The following is a 14,841-nucleotide window of genomic DNA, read 5'->3' on the forward strand; positions in this document are numbered from 1 at the left end:
AAACTTTTCTTCAAATGGTCCGACATTTGCTTAGCACCCAAACAACCCTGGAACGGAGGCTGAAAAACGATGACACCTACCATCCTCACACTGTACGCATTTGTTCTGCCCGCCCTGCTGGCGGTCAGCTTCACCGCGAGAGCCGACGTGCTTGCATCGAGCACCTTCGACACCGATGCCGAAGGCTGGACCTTCATCAATGATGCCCGCAATTTCGGCTGGTCCGGCTCAAACGGCAATCCCGGCGGCAACGTCGGTGCGGTCGACATCGGCACTGGCGAAACCTGGTACTACGTTGCACCCACGAGCTTTCTCGGAGACATGTCTGCGGCCTTCGGCGGCATGTTGAGCTACGACCTTCGCCAGGAGCGGACGACCGGGCAGTTCGACAACAGCGATGTCATCCTGATCGGTGGCGGGCTCACGCTGGTATTTGAGTTCGACTACAACCCGGGTACGGACTGGACGGGCTACAGTGTCAAGCTGGTCAGCGGAACGGGATGGCGTGTGGGGAATGTTCTTGGCGCGAACGCCGGTGACAGCGATTTCGCGACTGTGCTTGGCGACTTGACGGCGCTTTACATCCGCGGCGAATATCGCAACGTGAGCGGATTCGACAACAGTCGCCTCGACAACGTGTTCCTGACCGCCGCACCCGTGCCGGAACCGGCGTCCGCTGCGCTGCTGCTGGCCGGCCTGGTGCTGACCGGCGTTGCGGCGCGCCGCCGCTCTTGATCCGTCCCCATCACCGTGCGCCGCGTCGGCGCACGGGCCGGCTTCCCCTATAATCCGCCCTCCCCCGACCGGCTGCAGGCCGGGATACTGGAGACGCACCATGGGCTTTCTCGCCGGCAAGAAAATACTGATCACCGGACTGTTGTCCAATCGCTCGATCGCCTATGGCATCGCCCAGGCCTGTCATCGCGAAGGCGCGGAACTGGCGTTCACTTACCAGAACGAGCGCTTCACCGATCGCGTCACCAAGATGGCGGGGGATTTCGGCTCGTCGATGGTGTTCGCCTGCGATGTGGCGGACGACGCGCAGATCGCCGGGCTGTTCGAGCAGCTGGCGACGAAGTGGGACGGGCTGGACGGCCTGGTGCATTCGATCGCCTTCGCCCCCGGCGAGGCGCTGGACGGCGACTTTCTCGACGGCCTGTCTCGCGAAGCCTTCCGTACGGCGCATGAAGTCAGCGCCTACAGCTTCCCGGCGCTGTGCAAGGCGGCGCGCCCGATGATGCAGGGGCGCAACGGCTCGGTGCTGACCTTGTCCTACCTCGGCGCCGTGCGTGCGCTCCCCAATTACAACGTGATGGGGCTCGCCAAGGCCAGCCTGGAAGCATCCGTGCGCTACCTCGCTGCCAGCCTCGGCCCGCAGGGCATCCGCGCGAACGCCGTGTCGGCCGGGCCGATCAAGACGCTCGCTGCCTCGGGCATCGGCAACTTCGGCAAGTTGCTCGCCTACAACGAAAAGAATGCACCGCTGCGCCGCAACGTGACGATCCAGGAAGTGGGCAATGTCGCCGCCTTCCTGCTGTCGGATCTCGCCAGCGGCGTGACCGGTGAAATCACTTATGTAGACGGCGGTTTCAGCCAGACCGCGCTGAGCGCCGTCGACTGAGTCCGCGCCCGACGTGTGGGAGCGGCTGTGGGAGCGGCGGCCTCGCCGCGATGGATGCCGCGATAATCGTTGATCAACGTGCCGATCGCGGCGAGGCCGCCGCTCCCACATGAATCGCCGCTCCCACACGGGCCGCCGCTCCCACACTTCGCCGGTCGCACAGGCCGCGGCTGCACAAGGTTGAACGCGCCGTCACATCCAGCCTGTATTGTTCTTGCATCCGGGGCATTCGCCCCCAACTACCGTCATGTTCAAACGGTTCCGGAGGCAGGCTATGCGCAAGATGTGGATGTCACTGTTGGCGCTTCTCACCGTCACGCTGCTGTCGGGCTGCGGCTACAACACGCTGCAGTCGGGCGACGAGCAGGTGAAGGCGGCGTGGTCGGAGGTGCTGAACCAGTATCAGCGCCGCGCCGACCTCATCCCGAATCTGGTCAATACGGTCAAGGGTTTCGCGGAACAGGAGAAGGACATCCTGATCCGCGTGACCGAAGCGCGGGCCAAGGTCGGTGCCATCCAGGCCACGCCCGAACTGATCAACGATCCGCAGGCGTTCGCGAAATTCCAGGCCGCCCAGGGCGAGATGGGCAGTGCACTGTCGCGCCTGCTGGTGGTCGCCGAGAACTACCCGCAGCTCAAGTCGGACGCCAACTTCCGCGACCTGCAGGCGCAGCTCGAAGGCACGGAAAACCGCATCACCGTGGCGCGCAACCGCTACATCAAATCGGTGCAGGACTACAACGTGACGGTGCGCTCCTTCCCGAGCAACCTGACGGCAATGATGTTCGGGCATGACGTGAAGCCGAACTTCACGGTCGAGAACGAGGCCGAGATTGCCCGCCCGCCGACGGTGGATTTCGGCACCGCGCCGGCGAAGCCGGCCGGCGCCGCACAGTGAGCCGGCAGTGACCCTGATGTCCGGCCTGCGCACCGCATGCGGCGCGCTGCTGCTGTTCGCTGCACTGGCCTTCGCGCAGCTGGCGGTGCCGCCGCTGAGTGCGCGCGTCACCGACCAGACCGGCACTTTGAGCCCGGCCACGACGGCCGCGCTTGAACAGTCTCTGGCGGCCTTCGAGGCACGCAAGGGCAGCCAGATTGCGGTGCTCGTCGTGCCGACGACTGCGCCGGAAACGATCGAGCAGTACGCACTGCGCGTCGCCGAAACCTGGAAGCTCGGCCGCCAGGGCGTCGACGATGGCGCGCTTTTGCTGGTGGCCAAGGACGATCGCGCGCTGCGCATCGAGGTCGGGTACGGGCTGGAAGGCGCGCTCAGCGACATCACCGCCAAGCGGATCATTGCCGAAATCATCACGCCGCGCTTTCGCGAAGGCGACTTCGACGGCGGCGTGCGCGCCGGCGTCGAACGCATGGTGTCGGTGATCGACGGCGAGCCGCTGCCGGCGGTGTCGCCGAAGGCGGTTCAATCGGCGGGCGACATCGAAGGCTATGTACCGGTGCTGTTCGTCATTGCGCTGGCCATGGGCGGCATCCTGCGTTCGGTGCTGGGCCGTCTGCCCGGCGCACTGGTGACCGGCGGTGCAGTCGGCTTCGTCGCCTGGCTGATGGTGGGCGCACTGGGCATTGCCATCGCCGCCGGCATCATCGCGCTGCTTGTCACGCTTTTCGGTGGCGGTGCACGCGGGCTCGGCGGCATGGGCGGCAGCGGGCGGGGTGGCGGCTTCGGTGGAGGCGGCGGTTTCGGCGGCGGTGGCGGCGGTTTCGGCGGCGGCGGCGCATCGGGTCGATGGTGAGCACACCCATGAGCCAGCGGACGAACGAGCAAGTGAACGGAGGGAGGCCATGACCGTGCTGCGCATGCTCAAGCATGCCTTCCATCTGCCCTGGCAGATGCGCCGCGCCTTTCCGGCGGAGACGCTGCGCGACATCGAACAGGCGATCACGGCCAGCGAAACGCGCCACGCGGGTGAGCTGCGTTTCGTGGTCGAGGGCGCGCAGGCTCCGCTGGCGGTGTGGCGCGGCCAGACCGCACGAGAGCGCGCGATCGAGGTGTTTTCGCTGCTGCGCATCTGGGACACGGCGCACAACAACGGCGTGCTGGTCTACCTGCAGATGGCCGACCACGACATCGAAATCGTCGCAGACCGCGGCATCCGCGCCCGCGTCGGCGACGCCGAATGGGCGGTGCTGTGCCAGCAGCTCGAAGCACGCTTCGCGCGCGGCGAATTCCGCGCCGGCGCGCTGGAGTGCGTCGAGGCGGTCACGCAGGCGCTGGCGCGCCACTTCCCGCCCGACGGCCACCCGCACAACGAACTGCCGGACCGGGTGGTTCTGCTGTAGAAGCCGGCCGGCATCCGCCGGCGCAACCAACCCGTCGATCCGTTGCCCAAGCGCGGACTGTCACGACCGGCCGGGTAAAATCCGCCCATCGGGCCTGTACGGCGCACCCTTGCAGTCCCTCTCGGAGAAAGATTTGCTGAGTTATTTCGAACAACGGGTCGATCCGTATCCGGACGGCACGCCGCCCTCGCCGCCCAAAGGCCTGTTTGCCTTCCTGTGGAGCGGCACCGAAGGCATGCGCGGGCTGATCCTGCTGATGACCGCGTGTACCGCGCTGATCGGCGTGTTCGAAGCCATGCTGTTCGCCATGCTGGGCAATATCGTCGACTGGCTGGGCAAGATCGAGCCGGCACAGCTGTGGGTGGAGGAACGCACCCACCTGCTGATGCTCGGCGGCATCCTGCTGGCCAGCCCGCTGCTGATCGCCCTGCAGACGCTGATCAAGCACCAGTCGCTGGCCGGCAACTTCCCGATGCGGCTGCGCTGGAACTTCCACCGGCACATGCTCGACCAGAGCATGAGTTTCTACCAGGACGAATTTGCCGGCCGCATTGCCGCCAAGGTGATGCAGACCGCGCTCGCCGTGCGCGACACCTGGATGATCGTGGCCGACATCCTGGTGTTCGTCATCATCTACTTCGTCACCATGGTGGCGGTGGTCGGCAGTTTCGACCTGTGGTTGCTGCTGCCGTTCGCCGGCTGGCTGTCGCTCTACGTGGCGGCCATGGTCTACTTCGTGCCGCGGCTGGGCAAGGTGGCGCAGTCGCAGGCGGACGCCCGCTCGCTGATGACCGGGCGCATCACCGACGCCTATACCAATATCGCGACCGTCAAGCTGTTTTCGCATTCGGCGCGCGAGGCATTGTTCGCGCGCGACGCCATGCGCGAGTTCATGGTGCCGGTGTACGCACAGAGCCGGCTGGTCACCGGCTTCGAAATCGTCAATCACATCCTCAGCATGGGACTTATCGCGAGCACTGCCGGCACCACGCTGTGGCTGTGGATGCAGGGCCAGGTCGGCGTCGGCGCGGTGGCCGCGGCAACCGCCATGGCGCTGCGCCTGAACGGCATTTCGCACTGGGTGATGTGGGAACTGGCGTCGCTGTTTGAACAGATCGGTACCGTGCGTGACGGCATCAACACGCTGTCGCGGCCGCGGCTGGTGAATGACCGTCCCGACGCGCAGCCGCTGCACGTGACGCGCGGCGACATCCGCTTCGAGCATGTCACGTTCGACTACGGCAATGGCCATGGCAGCGGGGAGAGGGTGATCGACGACCTGTCGCTGCACATCCGGCCGGGCGAAAAGATCGGGCTGGTCGGCCGCTCAGGCGCAGGCAAGTCGACGCTGATCAACCTGCTGCTGCGCTTTCACGACGTCGAGGGCGGCCGCATCCTGATCGACGGTCAGGACGTGTCGCTCGGCACCCAGGACAGCCTGCGCGCGCAGATCGGCATGGTCACCCAGGACACCTCGCTGCTGCACCGCTCGGTGCGCGACAACATCCTGTACGGCCGTCCGGACGCCGACGATACCGACATGATCGCCGCCGCCGAACGCGCGGAAGCCGACGAATTCATCGCCGATCTGGTCGATCCGAAGGGCCGGCGCGGCTACGATGCCCACGTCGGCGAACGCGGTGTGAAGCTGTCGGGCGGGCAGCGGCAGCGGGTGGCGATCGCCCGCGTCATGCTGAAGGATGCCCCCATCCTGCTGCTGGACGAGGCGACCAGTGCGCTCGATTCGGAAGTGGAGGCCGCGATCCAGGCCAGCCTGTACCGGCTGATGACCGGCAAGACCGTGGTCGCGATCGCACACCGGTTGTCGACCATCGCCGCGATGGACCGCCTGATCGTGCTCGATCGCGGCCGCATCGTCGAGGAAGGCGACCACGCGACGCTGCTCGCCCGCGGCGGGCTGTACGCGCGGCTGTGGGCACACCAGAGCGGCGGCTTCCTCGGCGAGGATGTCGACGACCGCGTGGAAGCGGCCGTCGCCGTGGCCTGAACAGACGGCAACACCCCGCCGGGGTGTGCCCGACGATCAGCCGGCCGAGCGGCGATCCGGAAAGTCGATGAGCACGCGGTTGCGGCGACGGTCGACCATCGGCTCGGCGGCCGCTTCTTCATTCATCGGCTGCAATCCGACCAGACTGGCCATGCCGGCGCGCGCAAGATCAAGCGCTGCCACGTAGTCGCGCGCCAGCCGCAGGATGCGTGCGCTGTTCGGCGCGCCGAGCGGGCGGCGCACCACCGAGCGCGCAGGGGCCGCATCGGCATCGTCGGCCGGCGTTCGCCGCTCTCGCATTTCGCCGCGCGCCACGTCGGTCACCTCGCTCTGCATGCGGAACAGCCGCTCGCGCAGCGACACCAGCGAGGTCGTCAGGCGGACCACGGTGGCCATGGTCGGCGGTTCGTTCGCGGCATCCGGACCGGCCGCGCGCGATGCATTCGATGTACCGCGCAATCGTGTGCAGCGCGTCTCCCACACGCAGGCATCCCACTCGCTGTCGACATTGCCGCCGGCCGCCTGCCAGGCCGCGACCGCATCGAGTTCGCGTTCCCAGGGGATGCCGAGGCCGGTTTTCTCCGCCTGCAGCGCGTCAACGGGTGGGAGGAATTCCGATGCGATGCCCTCCCCCGTTCCGGCGCCGCACCCGAACGGGCTTTCGGCGCTCGTGTAAGGTCCGGAGTCGGGGCTCTTTCCTGCACGTTTCATGACGGTCTCCTCCATCGGTAGTCGACGCTTCGTCCTGCGCGGCGCCTGACCGCACTGGCGAAGCTTTCCTGGTTCGCCGCCTGCAGGGCGCGGGCCACGGGCTGTGCCGGGGTTTCATCGTCTGCCGGCCGCTCATTGGAATGTTGTTGGGTGGCGCAGCGGCAGGGCCTGCAATCGGCACACAATACGCACCGGCAGCAAGGCCGGCGCGCGTACCGTTACAGCGTAGAGGTTTTCGCGCAGGTTTCCCGCTGCACTGCAGCGGACGTCGGCACCAACCCACTCATGGAAACGCACCGCATGTCCGAGCCACCCGACCCTGCAGACCTGATCACCCGCTCCACGCTGGGCCACTACGATCGCCATGCCGACGACTACTGGCAAGGCACGCGCGACCACGACGTGAGCCAGAACATTGCTGCCCTGCTGTCATTCATCGAAGCCGCTCCACCGTTCGAGCTGCTGGACTTTGGCTGCGGCCCCGGCCGCGACCTGAAGGCGCTGAAGGACATGGGCCACCGCCCGACCGGGCTCGAAGGCGCCGCGCGTCCGGCCGCCATGGCACGCGCGTTCAGCGGCTGCACGGTCCTGGAACAGAACTTCCTCGAGCTCGACCTGCCACCGGCGCGTTTCGACGGCGTCTTCGCCAATGCCTCGCTGTTCCATGTACCGGCGCGCCTGCTGCCCGGGGTGCTGGGCAAGCTGTTCGCCGCACTCAAGCCCGGCGGCGTGCTGTTCAGCTCGAATCCGCGCGGCAACGGACAGGAGGGGTGGAATGGCGAACGCTACGGCAGCTACCACGACCTGGACGGTTGGCGCCGCTACATGGGCGGCGCAGGTTTTGTAGAGCTGACCCACTACTACCGCCCGCCCGGCCTGCCGCCCGAACAGCAGAATTGGCTGGCCAGCGTGTGGCGCCGGCCAGCCGACTGAACGGGGCCGCACGCAGCGTCGCGGGATCCGTGCCCGTGGAAGCGGCAGTTTGTGGGAGCGGTAAAGGTTTTGTGGGAGCCGTAAAGGTTTTGTGGGAGCGGCGGCCTCGCCGCGATACGCACGCTGATCAACGATCATCGCTGCTCAGATCGCGGCGAGGCCGCCGCTCCCACAGGCCGCCGCTCCCACAGGCCGCAGCTCCCGCTGAGCCGCGGCGTCAGCGCGACCAGGCCTGCATCGCGCGACCTTCCGGCAGCTCGGTTTCGCCGGCCGGATTCAGCGGCCAGTGCCAGGTGTCATGCTGCAGCCAGCCGGACGCGGCAAGGCGCGCCGGCAGACCAGGCAGCAGGAGCATGTCGGCTGGGCCGGGCGGCTGATGCGTCTGCGCGTATTCGATGATCAGGCAGGCGTGCGCCGCCTGCTGCAGCGCTTCAACATGCGCCTGCTGGATGGCACGGCCGCGCCGCTCGACCTCGGGTTCGGCCATGCCCTGCCGCAACCACGCGGCGCACGGCAGCAGCGGCAACTGGCTCAGCAGGTTGACCGATGCGCACCAGGCGTCACCGGGCAGCGGCGGCATTGCATGGCGCGGGTCGCGCGCGGGATCGGCAATCAGTCCGGTCACGTCCTGCGTCACGCAGGCGACGCGCCCCGGGTAACGGCGCGCCGCGTCACGTGCCGCCGGCGCGAAGGCGACGTCGACCAGATCGATGCGTTCGAAGCACTCGAGCAGGTCGTCGAGCGGCACGTCGTGCAGCAACCCGGCGCCCATGATCCAGCCCATTTTCGGCGCATCGCGCGCCTCGGCTGCCTGCCGCGCGGATGCCCGCAGCACGGCGCGCGTGCGGGCCAGGTGATCGGCCCAGTGCCGACGAAGGCGCCGGTGGCGCACGACGAGCGCCGCCGCTTCGCGTCGGTAACCCATTTGCCGGGCCGCGGGCAGACAGTCGATGCGCCACCAGGCGAGCAGTTCGGCGATCACGTTGCGGCGCCGTCTACAGGTGCGTGCAGGGCGCGGGCGCGCGGCGCCGGATCCTGCCGGTAGAACAGCGCCAGCTGCGCATAGAGATCCGGCCACACGTCCTGGATCAGATCGGGAATTTCGAAGAAGCATTCCGACATGACGGCGAAGAATTCGGCCGGGCTTTCCGCGGCGTAGTCGTCGATGCCGGTTTCGACACCGGCTTCGATGTCTGCGCAGAAGCGCTGGTATGCGTCGGACCACACCCTGGCCCAGCTCACCACGCTCATGCCTTCGTGCAGCGGCGGCAGGCCGTCGGCGTCGCCATTGCGCATGTCGAGCTTGTGCGCGAATTCGTGGATGACGACATTCACGCCGTCGGCCGCGTGATCGTCCGGCTGCCAGGACAGCAGCACCGGGCCGCCGGCCCAGGCTTCGCCGATCAGCGGCTCCGAATATTCATGCACGACGCCGGCGTCATCCACGCTTTGCCGCGGCACCAGGAAGTCGCCCGGATAGAGCACGACGCCCACCCAGTCGTCGTACCAGCCCAGTCCCAGCCTGAGGATGGGCAGGCAGGCCTGCAGCGCGATCTCGACCAGCTGGTCGTCTTGCAGCACCATGTCGTGCGCGCCGTGGAACTGCCGGCTGGCGATGAACTGGCGCGCCAGTTCGCGCAGCAGCGGCCGGTCGGCCGGATCGAGATAGTCGAGAAAGGGCAGCCGCGCCTCGATGCGCGTCCAGGTGTCCGGCGCCACATCGGGCAGGTCGGCGTCGGCCGGCGCAAGCGCGCGTCTGAGCCAGTGAAACATTTGGCAATGGTCCTTGCTTGCGTAAGGTCGGGGGCACGCCTATCGTACTGGCTCCGCAACCATGAAAGGAGGTGATCCGTGATGAAACGTCTCGCGATCCTGTTGGGGCTGGCGATGTTTGCGTCGTCCAGCGTTGTCATTGCATGCCCGGGCGAAAAGCACGGCGACGCCAAACCCCAGAGCTCCCAACCGGACAAGCCGAAGACCTGATTCGGGACAACTGTCGTGAGACAGATGTCTGCGGGGCGGCCGAGCGATCGGTCGCCCCTTTTTGTTGCCGCCCACGACATCCACGCCGCATCCGCCCATGCTGCTGCGCCGCAAGCCCCCGCGTCCCTGATCAGCGATAATCCCGAACATGGTTTCCGTCGTCCATTCCCTCGTCAGCGCAGATACCGCCCGCACCACGCTCGAACTGCTGGCCGACGGTCTGGGTGACGCCGAGGCCGCCACGTTGCGAGCCGCCCACGACCGCGTGGCGACGCTCTATGCGGGCCGCACGCTCGGCACCGGCGAGCCGATGCACGAGCACGTGGTGGGTCAGGCGCTGATCTGCGCCTCGCTGCGGCTCGACCTCGAAACCCGTCTGGCGGCGCTTCTTTTCCCGCTGCACGAAGTCATCGACGACGCCGATCAGCAGATCGCCGAACAGTACGGCCAGTCGGTCAGCGAGCTGGTGTCCGGCCTGCAGCGGCTTGACCATCTGCGCCTGATCACCCGCTCGCACGCCACCAAGAGCACCACCGGTGCGGAAATCGGCAACCAGGCCGAAGTCCTGCGCAAGATGGTGCTGGCCATGGTGGCGGATGTCCGCGTCGTCATGCTGCGACTGGCGTCGCGCGTGCAGAGCCTGCGCTGGCTCACGGTCAATCCGAACGAGCAGCGCATCGACATGGCGCGCGAATCGCTCGACATCTATGCGCCGCTCGCCAACCGGCTCGGCGTGTGGCAGTTGAAGTGGGAGCTCGAAGACCTGTCCTTCCGCTTTCTCGAACCCGACACCTACAAGCGCATCGCGAAGCAGCTCGACGAGAAGCGTCTCGAACGGGAAGCCTTCATCGCCGATTCGATGGCGCGGCTGCGGGCCGAACTGGCCGGTGCCGGCATCAAGGCGGAAATCCAGGGCCGGCCGAAGCACATCTACAGCATCTGGAACAAGATGCGCGCCAAGCGCATCGAGTTCGCCGAGGTGTACGACGTGCGCGCGCTGCGCGTGCTGGTCGACGAGGTGCGCGACTGCTACGCCGCGCTCGGCGTGGTGCACCAGCTGTGGCAACCGCTGCCGCGTGAATTCGACGACTATATCGCGCACCCGAAGGGCAACAATTACCGCTCGCTGCACACCGCCGTCGTGGCGCCGGACGGCCGCTCGCTCGAGGTGCAGATCCGCACGCGCGAGATGCACCAGCACGCCGAGATGGGCGTGGCGGCGCACTGGCGCTACAAGGAAGGTTCGGGCCAGGACAAGGACTACGACGACAAGATCGCCTGGCTGCGCCAGCTGCTGTCGTGGCGCGACGAAATCGCCGACCACTCGGAGTGGGTGGAGCAGTTCAAGCGTGCCGCACTCGACGACACGCTTTACGTGCTCACGCCGCAGGGCAAGGTGATCGACCTGCCGCAGGGTGCAACGCCGATCGACTTCGCCTACCGGCTGCACACCGATCTGGGCCACCGCTGCCGCGGTGCGCGTGTGAACGGCCAGCTGGTGCCGCTCAATACGCCGCTCGACAATGGCCAGCGGGTCGAAATCATCGCTGCCAAGCAGGGCGGGCCGTCGCGCGACTGGCTGAACCCGCAGCAGGGCTATCTCGCGACCCATCAGGCACGTGTGAAGGTGCGGCGCTGGTTCGCCCAGATCGAGGAAGGCGAAACGCTGGCGCAGGGCCGCAACTGGCTCACGCGCGAGCTGTCGCGCGAAGGCGCGACGCAGACCAATCTGGACGAACTGGCGCAGAAGCTGGGCTACAACAGCGTCGACGCCCTGCTGATCGCGTGCGCCCACGGCGAGGTCGGACCACGCGCGGTTCATGTTGCACTCAAGGGTGAAGAACCGCTCCCGGACGAACCGCTGATCAAGCCACGCGCACCGCGTGCCGTGGGCGAACGCGGCGTGCTGGTGGAAGGTGTCGGCAAGCTGCTGACCCAGCTCGGCCGCTGCTGCAAGCCGGCCCCGCCGGATCCGATCTCGGGTTTCGTCACGCGCGGGCGCGGCGTCGCCGTCCACCGCAGCGACTGCCCGAACTACATCAACATGGTGGCGCGCAACCCGGAACGGGTGGTCGATGCGCAATGGGGCGAAATCGCCAGCCAGGATCCGGAATCGCGCTTCGCCGCCGACCTGCTGGTCGAGGCGCACGACAGGCAGGGTTTGCTGCGCGACATTTCCGAACTGCTGTCGCGCGAGCGCATCAATGTGACGGCGGTGAGCACGCTGTCAAAGGCCGACATGGCGCGCATGAGCTTCACGGTTGAAATCGCCAGCGTCGGCCAGATCCAGAAAATACTGACGCTGCTGCGCGACGTCGACGGCGTGGTCGAGGCGCGGCGCGGCTGAGCCGCCCGTCCCCAGGCTGGTTCCCCCGGCTCAGAAGAGTTCGACTTCGCCGGTCGACATGGCCGTCTGGTTAATCGCATTCACGCTCATCACCTGCGCAGCGGCGTCGGCGTCGGCCAGCAGGCGCGCCAACACCTCGTTGCGCTGGGTCACCCGCGACACGCCATCGCGTTGCTCGACGTCGCGGTGCGCGTCGAAAACGCCATTCACGTAGTGCGCCATCAGTTGCGACTGTTCGCGTACCCGCGCCAGCACCTGATTCACCATGTCCTCGAACTGCATCGACACGATGCTCTGCATCACTGTGTCGTGGATGGCGCCCGACAGTTCGTTCACCCGCTCGGCCTGCAGGGCGGCGTGGCGGTTGATGTCCTCCATCCGGCGCCGCAATTGTTCCGCATTTGCCTCGGCTGCGCGCGCCGAACCGATGTCGGTGCTGGCCGACTGCGTGACCACCTGGCCGGTTTCGACGATGGATTCATTCACATGCTTGAGCAGCGTGCCGATTTCCTGGCTGAAGGATTCCGTGCGTTGCGCGAGCTTGCGCACTTCGTCCGCCACCACGGCGAAACCGCGGCCCGCCTCACCGGCGCGAGCCGCTTCGATCGCCGCGTTCAACGCGAGCAGCGAGGTCTGGCGGTTGATTTCGTTAACCTGGCCGATCAGGCGTCGCACCTGATCGAGCTGGCTGCGAACACCCTGGAAGCGCTCGGCGATGACGATGCTGTCGGCGCCGAGTTTTTCCGCCGTGCTGACGAATGCCGATAGCGCGGTCTGGGTGTCTCCCGCGAACCGCTCGATTTCAGCGCGGCGCTGCGCCTGTTCCTCGTCTGCGGCCAATGCCTGCAGTTGCTCCACCATCCCACGCAGCGTGTCCTGCCCGCTGCTTTCGCGCAGCCGGCTGGCCGCGCCCGACACGATGCCCTGACTGTGTTCGAGTGAGCCCTGCAGACGCTGGAACTGTTCGCGACTGCCGGTGGCCAGCGCCGAACACAACTCGTCGTAGCGATTGACATTGCGGTCGATGTCCGCCATGCGGGCGGCCTGACGGGCCGCATGGTGTCGACGCGCCCGACGGCTCAGCACCTGCGACGTGATCAGGCTGACGATCGCTGCCGCCAGCAGCACGTGGATCCATCCTGTCACCAGCCCGCTCGCCGACAGTCCCGCCGCAGTGCCGCTCAACAGCAGACCTGCCCATACCGCGACATCGTCGCCCCGCATCGTGCGCATGCCCATGATTGCCCGTGTCCTGTATGTTGGAATTGTTCGACGTGAGCTTAATCGGCCGATCCGGACCCAGTCTTGAACCGGCGTTCGTGAGAATTGACCGGGTTGGGCAGGAATGGCGGGCGGGCGGACAACGCGAGGGGCGGGGGCGAACGGTGCTGGTGGCCCCAACAGGAATCGAACCTGTACCTACCCCTTAGGAGGGGGTTGTTGTATCCATTCAACTATGGAGCCGCGGGCCAATATTGTACCTGCGCCCCGGTTGAACTTATCAGGGCGTAACGGTATTCGATCGGCGGACGGCCCGGGCCTACATGTCTTGGGGGCAGCGCCAGCCGGTGCACCGTTGCCACGCCGGCGCGTTCGAACAGCCGTCGTCCCCCGTCGCCACGGCCGATAAGCAGATGCGGTGCGCGCCGCGGCGCCGGCTCCGGGAAGCCCTCCTTCCACACCGTGATCCGTGCCTGCGGAAAGCGTACGCGCAGCACGCCGCCCAGCACCGGATCGTGCGTGACGATCAACGAGTGCTCATCGTAACCGGCACCGAGCAGAGCGTCGGCCAGTTCCGCCACCGGTTCGTTGAGCTCATCCGGCCGATCACGCCAACCGTCGAACACAGGTCTCATGCTGACCATGAAGAGATAGAGCAGTGCGAGCGCGATCAGCAGACGCCGCAACCAGCTCAGCCTCGGGTGCGCAGCCAGATGCTGACGGCAGCAGAAGAAGGTCAGCGGTGCCATGAACACCAGCGGTTGCAGCCAGCGCCCCTTGAAATGGGTAGCGCCACCCACTATGACGATACCCAGCATCAGCGCACCAAGTACACCGAAGTAGCGCCGCGAGAGGCGACAGTGCCGCGAGTTGGTTTCCGCACGCCATACGGCACGCCCGAAGATGGCGATACTGGCGAGCATGAATGCCGCCAGCGTGGCCAGCGTGGCGCTGAGCAGGCTGCCCAGTCCGCGCGCAACACCTGCGGTGAGACTGGCATGCGTACCCAGTTTTTCCATCGTCCGGGCACTGGCCAGTTGCCAGTTGTCGAGCAGCCATAGCGCGTGCGGCGCAAGCACCGCCAGAGCGACCAGCACCGCAGCGATGATCCACGGACTGCGCAGCAGCGGTCGTGTATCGCGCGACAGCAGCAGAGCAAGCCCGAGGGCTGCCAGAAACACGGAGAAACTGTATTTGGACAGCAGCCCCAGCGCCGCGCACAGGCCGAGTGCGAGGTAGAGCACTGAACACGGCTTTTCGATCAGCCGCACGACGACGTACAGCGTGGCGGCAGCGACCGCCGTGGCCAGCACGGAATGTGTCAGGTCACGCTGAGACTCCCACCCGATCTGCGGAATCAGCAGCATGGAGGCTGCCGCCAGCAGCGCCAGCGGCGCGGCCATCAAGCGGCGTGCGGCCAGCCAGACGAAGGCATAGGTCGATGCAAGCAGTAAGTTTTTCAGCAAGGACAGCGACAGCACCGATACGCCGGCGATCTGGAACATCGTCCATTGCAGCCATGTGTATAGCGGTGGCTGAGCGCCGTAGCCTGCGGCAAGTTGCTGCGTCCACAGCGCCTGTTCGGCCTCGTCCAGTTCGAGCGCGTCGGACACCAGCGTGCGTGACAGGATGTGGGCGCCGAAATAGAGCAGCAGCAGGAGCCACGGGGCATGGCGCGACGGAGTGATTGCAAATGAAGTGTTCATTGCACTTCAGTGT

The 14,841-nt window shown here is 66.6% G+C and carries 14 protein-coding genes and 1 tRNA gene; 9 read left to right on the forward strand and 6 right to left on the reverse strand.

All coding sequences use genetic code 11. From position 1 onward, the window contains the following. Positions 1 to 69: 69 nt before the first annotated feature. From NMQ16_RS08005 to NMQ16_RS08030, 6 genes are all read left to right on the forward strand, one after another. Positions 70 to 735 (forward strand): laminin B domain-containing protein, encoded by a 666-nt coding sequence (locus NMQ16_RS08005; protein WP_257080004.1) that lies wholly within the window; start codon positions 70 to 72, stop codon positions 733 to 735. Positions 736 to 835: 100 nt separating this feature from the next. Beyond that, the gene (gene fabI, locus NMQ16_RS08010) at positions 836 to 1,621 is read left to right on the forward strand and encodes an enoyl-ACP reductase FabI (protein ID WP_257080005.1); all 786 of its coding nucleotides are present in this window, start codon (positions 836 to 838) and stop codon (positions 1,619 to 1,621) included. Between the two features lie 274 nt (positions 1,622 to 1,895). Then, entirely contained in the window at positions 1,896 to 2,519 is a 624-nt protein-coding gene (locus tag NMQ16_RS08015; protein ID WP_257080006.1) for a LemA family protein, read from the forward strand. A 16-nt stretch (positions 2,520 to 2,535) separates the two neighbouring features. After that, entirely contained in the window at positions 2,536 to 3,372 is an 837-nt protein-coding gene (locus NMQ16_RS08020) for a YgcG family protein (protein WP_257080132.1), read from the forward strand. Positions 3,373 to 3,421: 49 nt separating this feature from the next. Further along, positions 3,422 to 3,919 carry a TPM domain-containing protein gene (locus tag NMQ16_RS08025; protein WP_257080007.1) on the forward strand — a complete coding sequence of 166 codons (498 nt, stop codon included), beginning with the start codon at positions 3,422 to 3,424 and terminating at the stop codon, positions 3,917 to 3,919. Between the two features lie 133 nt (positions 3,920 to 4,052). Then, positions 4,053 to 5,927, forward strand: coding sequence for an ABC transporter ATP-binding protein (locus NMQ16_RS08030; protein WP_257080008.1), 1,875 nt, complete (start codon positions 4,053 to 4,055; stop codon positions 5,925 to 5,927). A 36-nt stretch (positions 5,928 to 5,963) separates the two neighbouring features. On the opposite strand, the gene NMQ16_RS08035 is transcribed toward NMQ16_RS08030, so the two are convergent. Further along, positions 5,964 to 6,638, reverse strand: coding sequence for a hypothetical protein (locus NMQ16_RS08035; protein ID WP_257080009.1), 675 nt, complete (start codon positions 6,636 to 6,638; stop codon positions 5,964 to 5,966). 300 nt (positions 6,639 to 6,938) lie between these two features. Here NMQ16_RS08035 and NMQ16_RS08040 point away from each other — a divergent pair, with 300 nt between their 5' ends. Continuing rightward, positions 6,939 to 7,571, forward strand: coding sequence for a bifunctional 2-polyprenyl-6-hydroxyphenol methylase/3-demethylubiquinol 3-O-methyltransferase UbiG (locus NMQ16_RS08040; protein WP_257080010.1), 633 nt, complete (start codon positions 6,939 to 6,941; stop codon positions 7,569 to 7,571). A gap of 217 nt (positions 7,572 to 7,788) precedes the next feature. On the opposite strand, the gene NMQ16_RS08045 is transcribed toward NMQ16_RS08040, so the two are convergent. After that, positions 7,789 to 8,553, reverse strand: coding sequence for a hypothetical protein (locus NMQ16_RS08045; RefSeq protein WP_257080011.1), 765 nt, complete (start codon positions 8,551 to 8,553; stop codon positions 7,789 to 7,791). Beyond that, a complete protein-coding gene (locus NMQ16_RS08050; RefSeq protein WP_257080012.1) occupies positions 8,550 to 9,344 on the reverse strand; it encodes a zinc-dependent peptidase in 795 nt (264 codons plus the stop codon). Before NMQ16_RS08050 ends, NMQ16_RS08045 begins: the two co-directional genes overlap by 4 nt. A gap of 81 nt (positions 9,345 to 9,425) precedes the next feature. Between NMQ16_RS08050 and NMQ16_RS08055 the strand changes: the two genes are divergently transcribed. Together NMQ16_RS08055 and NMQ16_RS08060 are read left to right on the forward strand one after the other, a co-directional pair. Further along, positions 9,426 to 9,554: a hypothetical protein gene (locus tag NMQ16_RS08055; protein WP_257080013.1), complete on the forward strand. Its 129-nt coding sequence runs from the start codon at positions 9,426 to 9,428 to the stop codon at positions 9,552 to 9,554. Positions 9,555 to 9,702: 148 nt separating this feature from the next. Beyond that, positions 9,703 to 11,901, forward strand: coding sequence for a bifunctional (p)ppGpp synthetase/guanosine-3',5'-bis(diphosphate) 3'-pyrophosphohydrolase (locus NMQ16_RS08060; protein WP_257080014.1), 2,199 nt, complete (start codon positions 9,703 to 9,705; stop codon positions 11,899 to 11,901). A gap of 30 nt (positions 11,902 to 11,931) precedes the next feature. On the opposite strand, the gene NMQ16_RS08065 is transcribed toward NMQ16_RS08060, so the two are convergent. From NMQ16_RS08065 to NMQ16_RS08075, 3 genes are all read right to left on the reverse strand, one after another. Beyond that, complete coding sequence (locus tag NMQ16_RS08065) at positions 11,932 to 13,140, reverse strand: methyl-accepting chemotaxis protein (RefSeq protein WP_306441738.1); 1,209 nt, start codon at positions 13,138 to 13,140, stop codon at positions 11,932 to 11,934. 150 nt (positions 13,141 to 13,290) lie between these two features. After that, positions 13,291 to 13,365 (reverse strand) — tRNA-Arg (locus tag NMQ16_RS08070). Continuing rightward, positions 13,356 to 14,828, reverse strand: a complete 1,473-nt coding sequence (locus NMQ16_RS08075) for a glycosyltransferase family 39 protein (protein WP_257080015.1) — start codon at positions 14,826 to 14,828, stop codon at positions 13,356 to 13,358. Before NMQ16_RS08075 ends, NMQ16_RS08070 begins: the two co-directional genes overlap by 10 nt. Positions 14,829 to 14,841: the final 13 nt, after the last annotated feature.

The organism is Methyloversatilis sp. XJ19-49, from assembly GCF_024580145.1.
Lineage (GTDB): Bacteria > Pseudomonadota > Gammaproteobacteria > Burkholderiales > Rhodocyclaceae > Methyloversatilis.

Bases quoted from the DNA above. Each gene is read 5' to 3' on its own strand.
- NMQ16_RS08025 (WP_257080007.1), top strand. From the start codon at position 3,422: ATGACCGTGCTGCGCATGCTCAAGCATGCCTTCCATCTGCCCTGGCAG.
- NMQ16_RS08055 (WP_257080013.1), top strand. From the start codon at position 9,426: ATGAAACGTCTCGCGATCCTGTTGGGGCTGGCGATGTTTGCGTCGTCC.
- NMQ16_RS08065 (WP_306441738.1), bottom strand. From the start codon at position 13,140: ATGGGCATGCGCACGATGCGGGGCGACGATGTCGCGGTATGGGCAGGT.
- NMQ16_RS08005 (WP_257080004.1), top strand. From the start codon at position 70: ATGACACCTACCATCCTCACACTGTACGCATTTGTTCTGCCCGCCCTG.
- fabI (WP_257080005.1), top strand. From the start codon at position 836: ATGGGCTTTCTCGCCGGCAAGAAAATACTGATCACCGGACTGTTGTCC.
- NMQ16_RS08075 (WP_257080015.1), bottom strand. From the start codon at position 14,828: ATGAACACTTCATTTGCAATCACTCCGTCGCGCCATGCCCCGTGGCTC.
- NMQ16_RS08040 (WP_257080010.1), top strand. From the start codon at position 6,939: ATGTCCGAGCCACCCGACCCTGCAGACCTGATCACCCGCTCCACGCTG.
- NMQ16_RS08050 (WP_257080012.1), bottom strand. From the start codon at position 9,344: ATGTTTCACTGGCTCAGACGCGCGCTTGCGCCGGCCGACGCCGACCTG.
- NMQ16_RS08015 (WP_257080006.1), top strand. From the start codon at position 1,896: ATGCGCAAGATGTGGATGTCACTGTTGGCGCTTCTCACCGTCACGCTG.
- NMQ16_RS08020 (WP_257080132.1), top strand. From the start codon at position 2,536: ATGTCCGGCCTGCGCACCGCATGCGGCGCGCTGCTGCTGTTCGCTGCA.
- NMQ16_RS08060 (WP_257080014.1), top strand. From the start codon at position 9,703: ATGGTTTCCGTCGTCCATTCCCTCGTCAGCGCAGATACCGCCCGCACC.
- NMQ16_RS08035 (WP_257080009.1), bottom strand. From the start codon at position 6,638: ATGAAACGTGCAGGAAAGAGCCCCGACTCCGGACCTTACACGAGCGCC.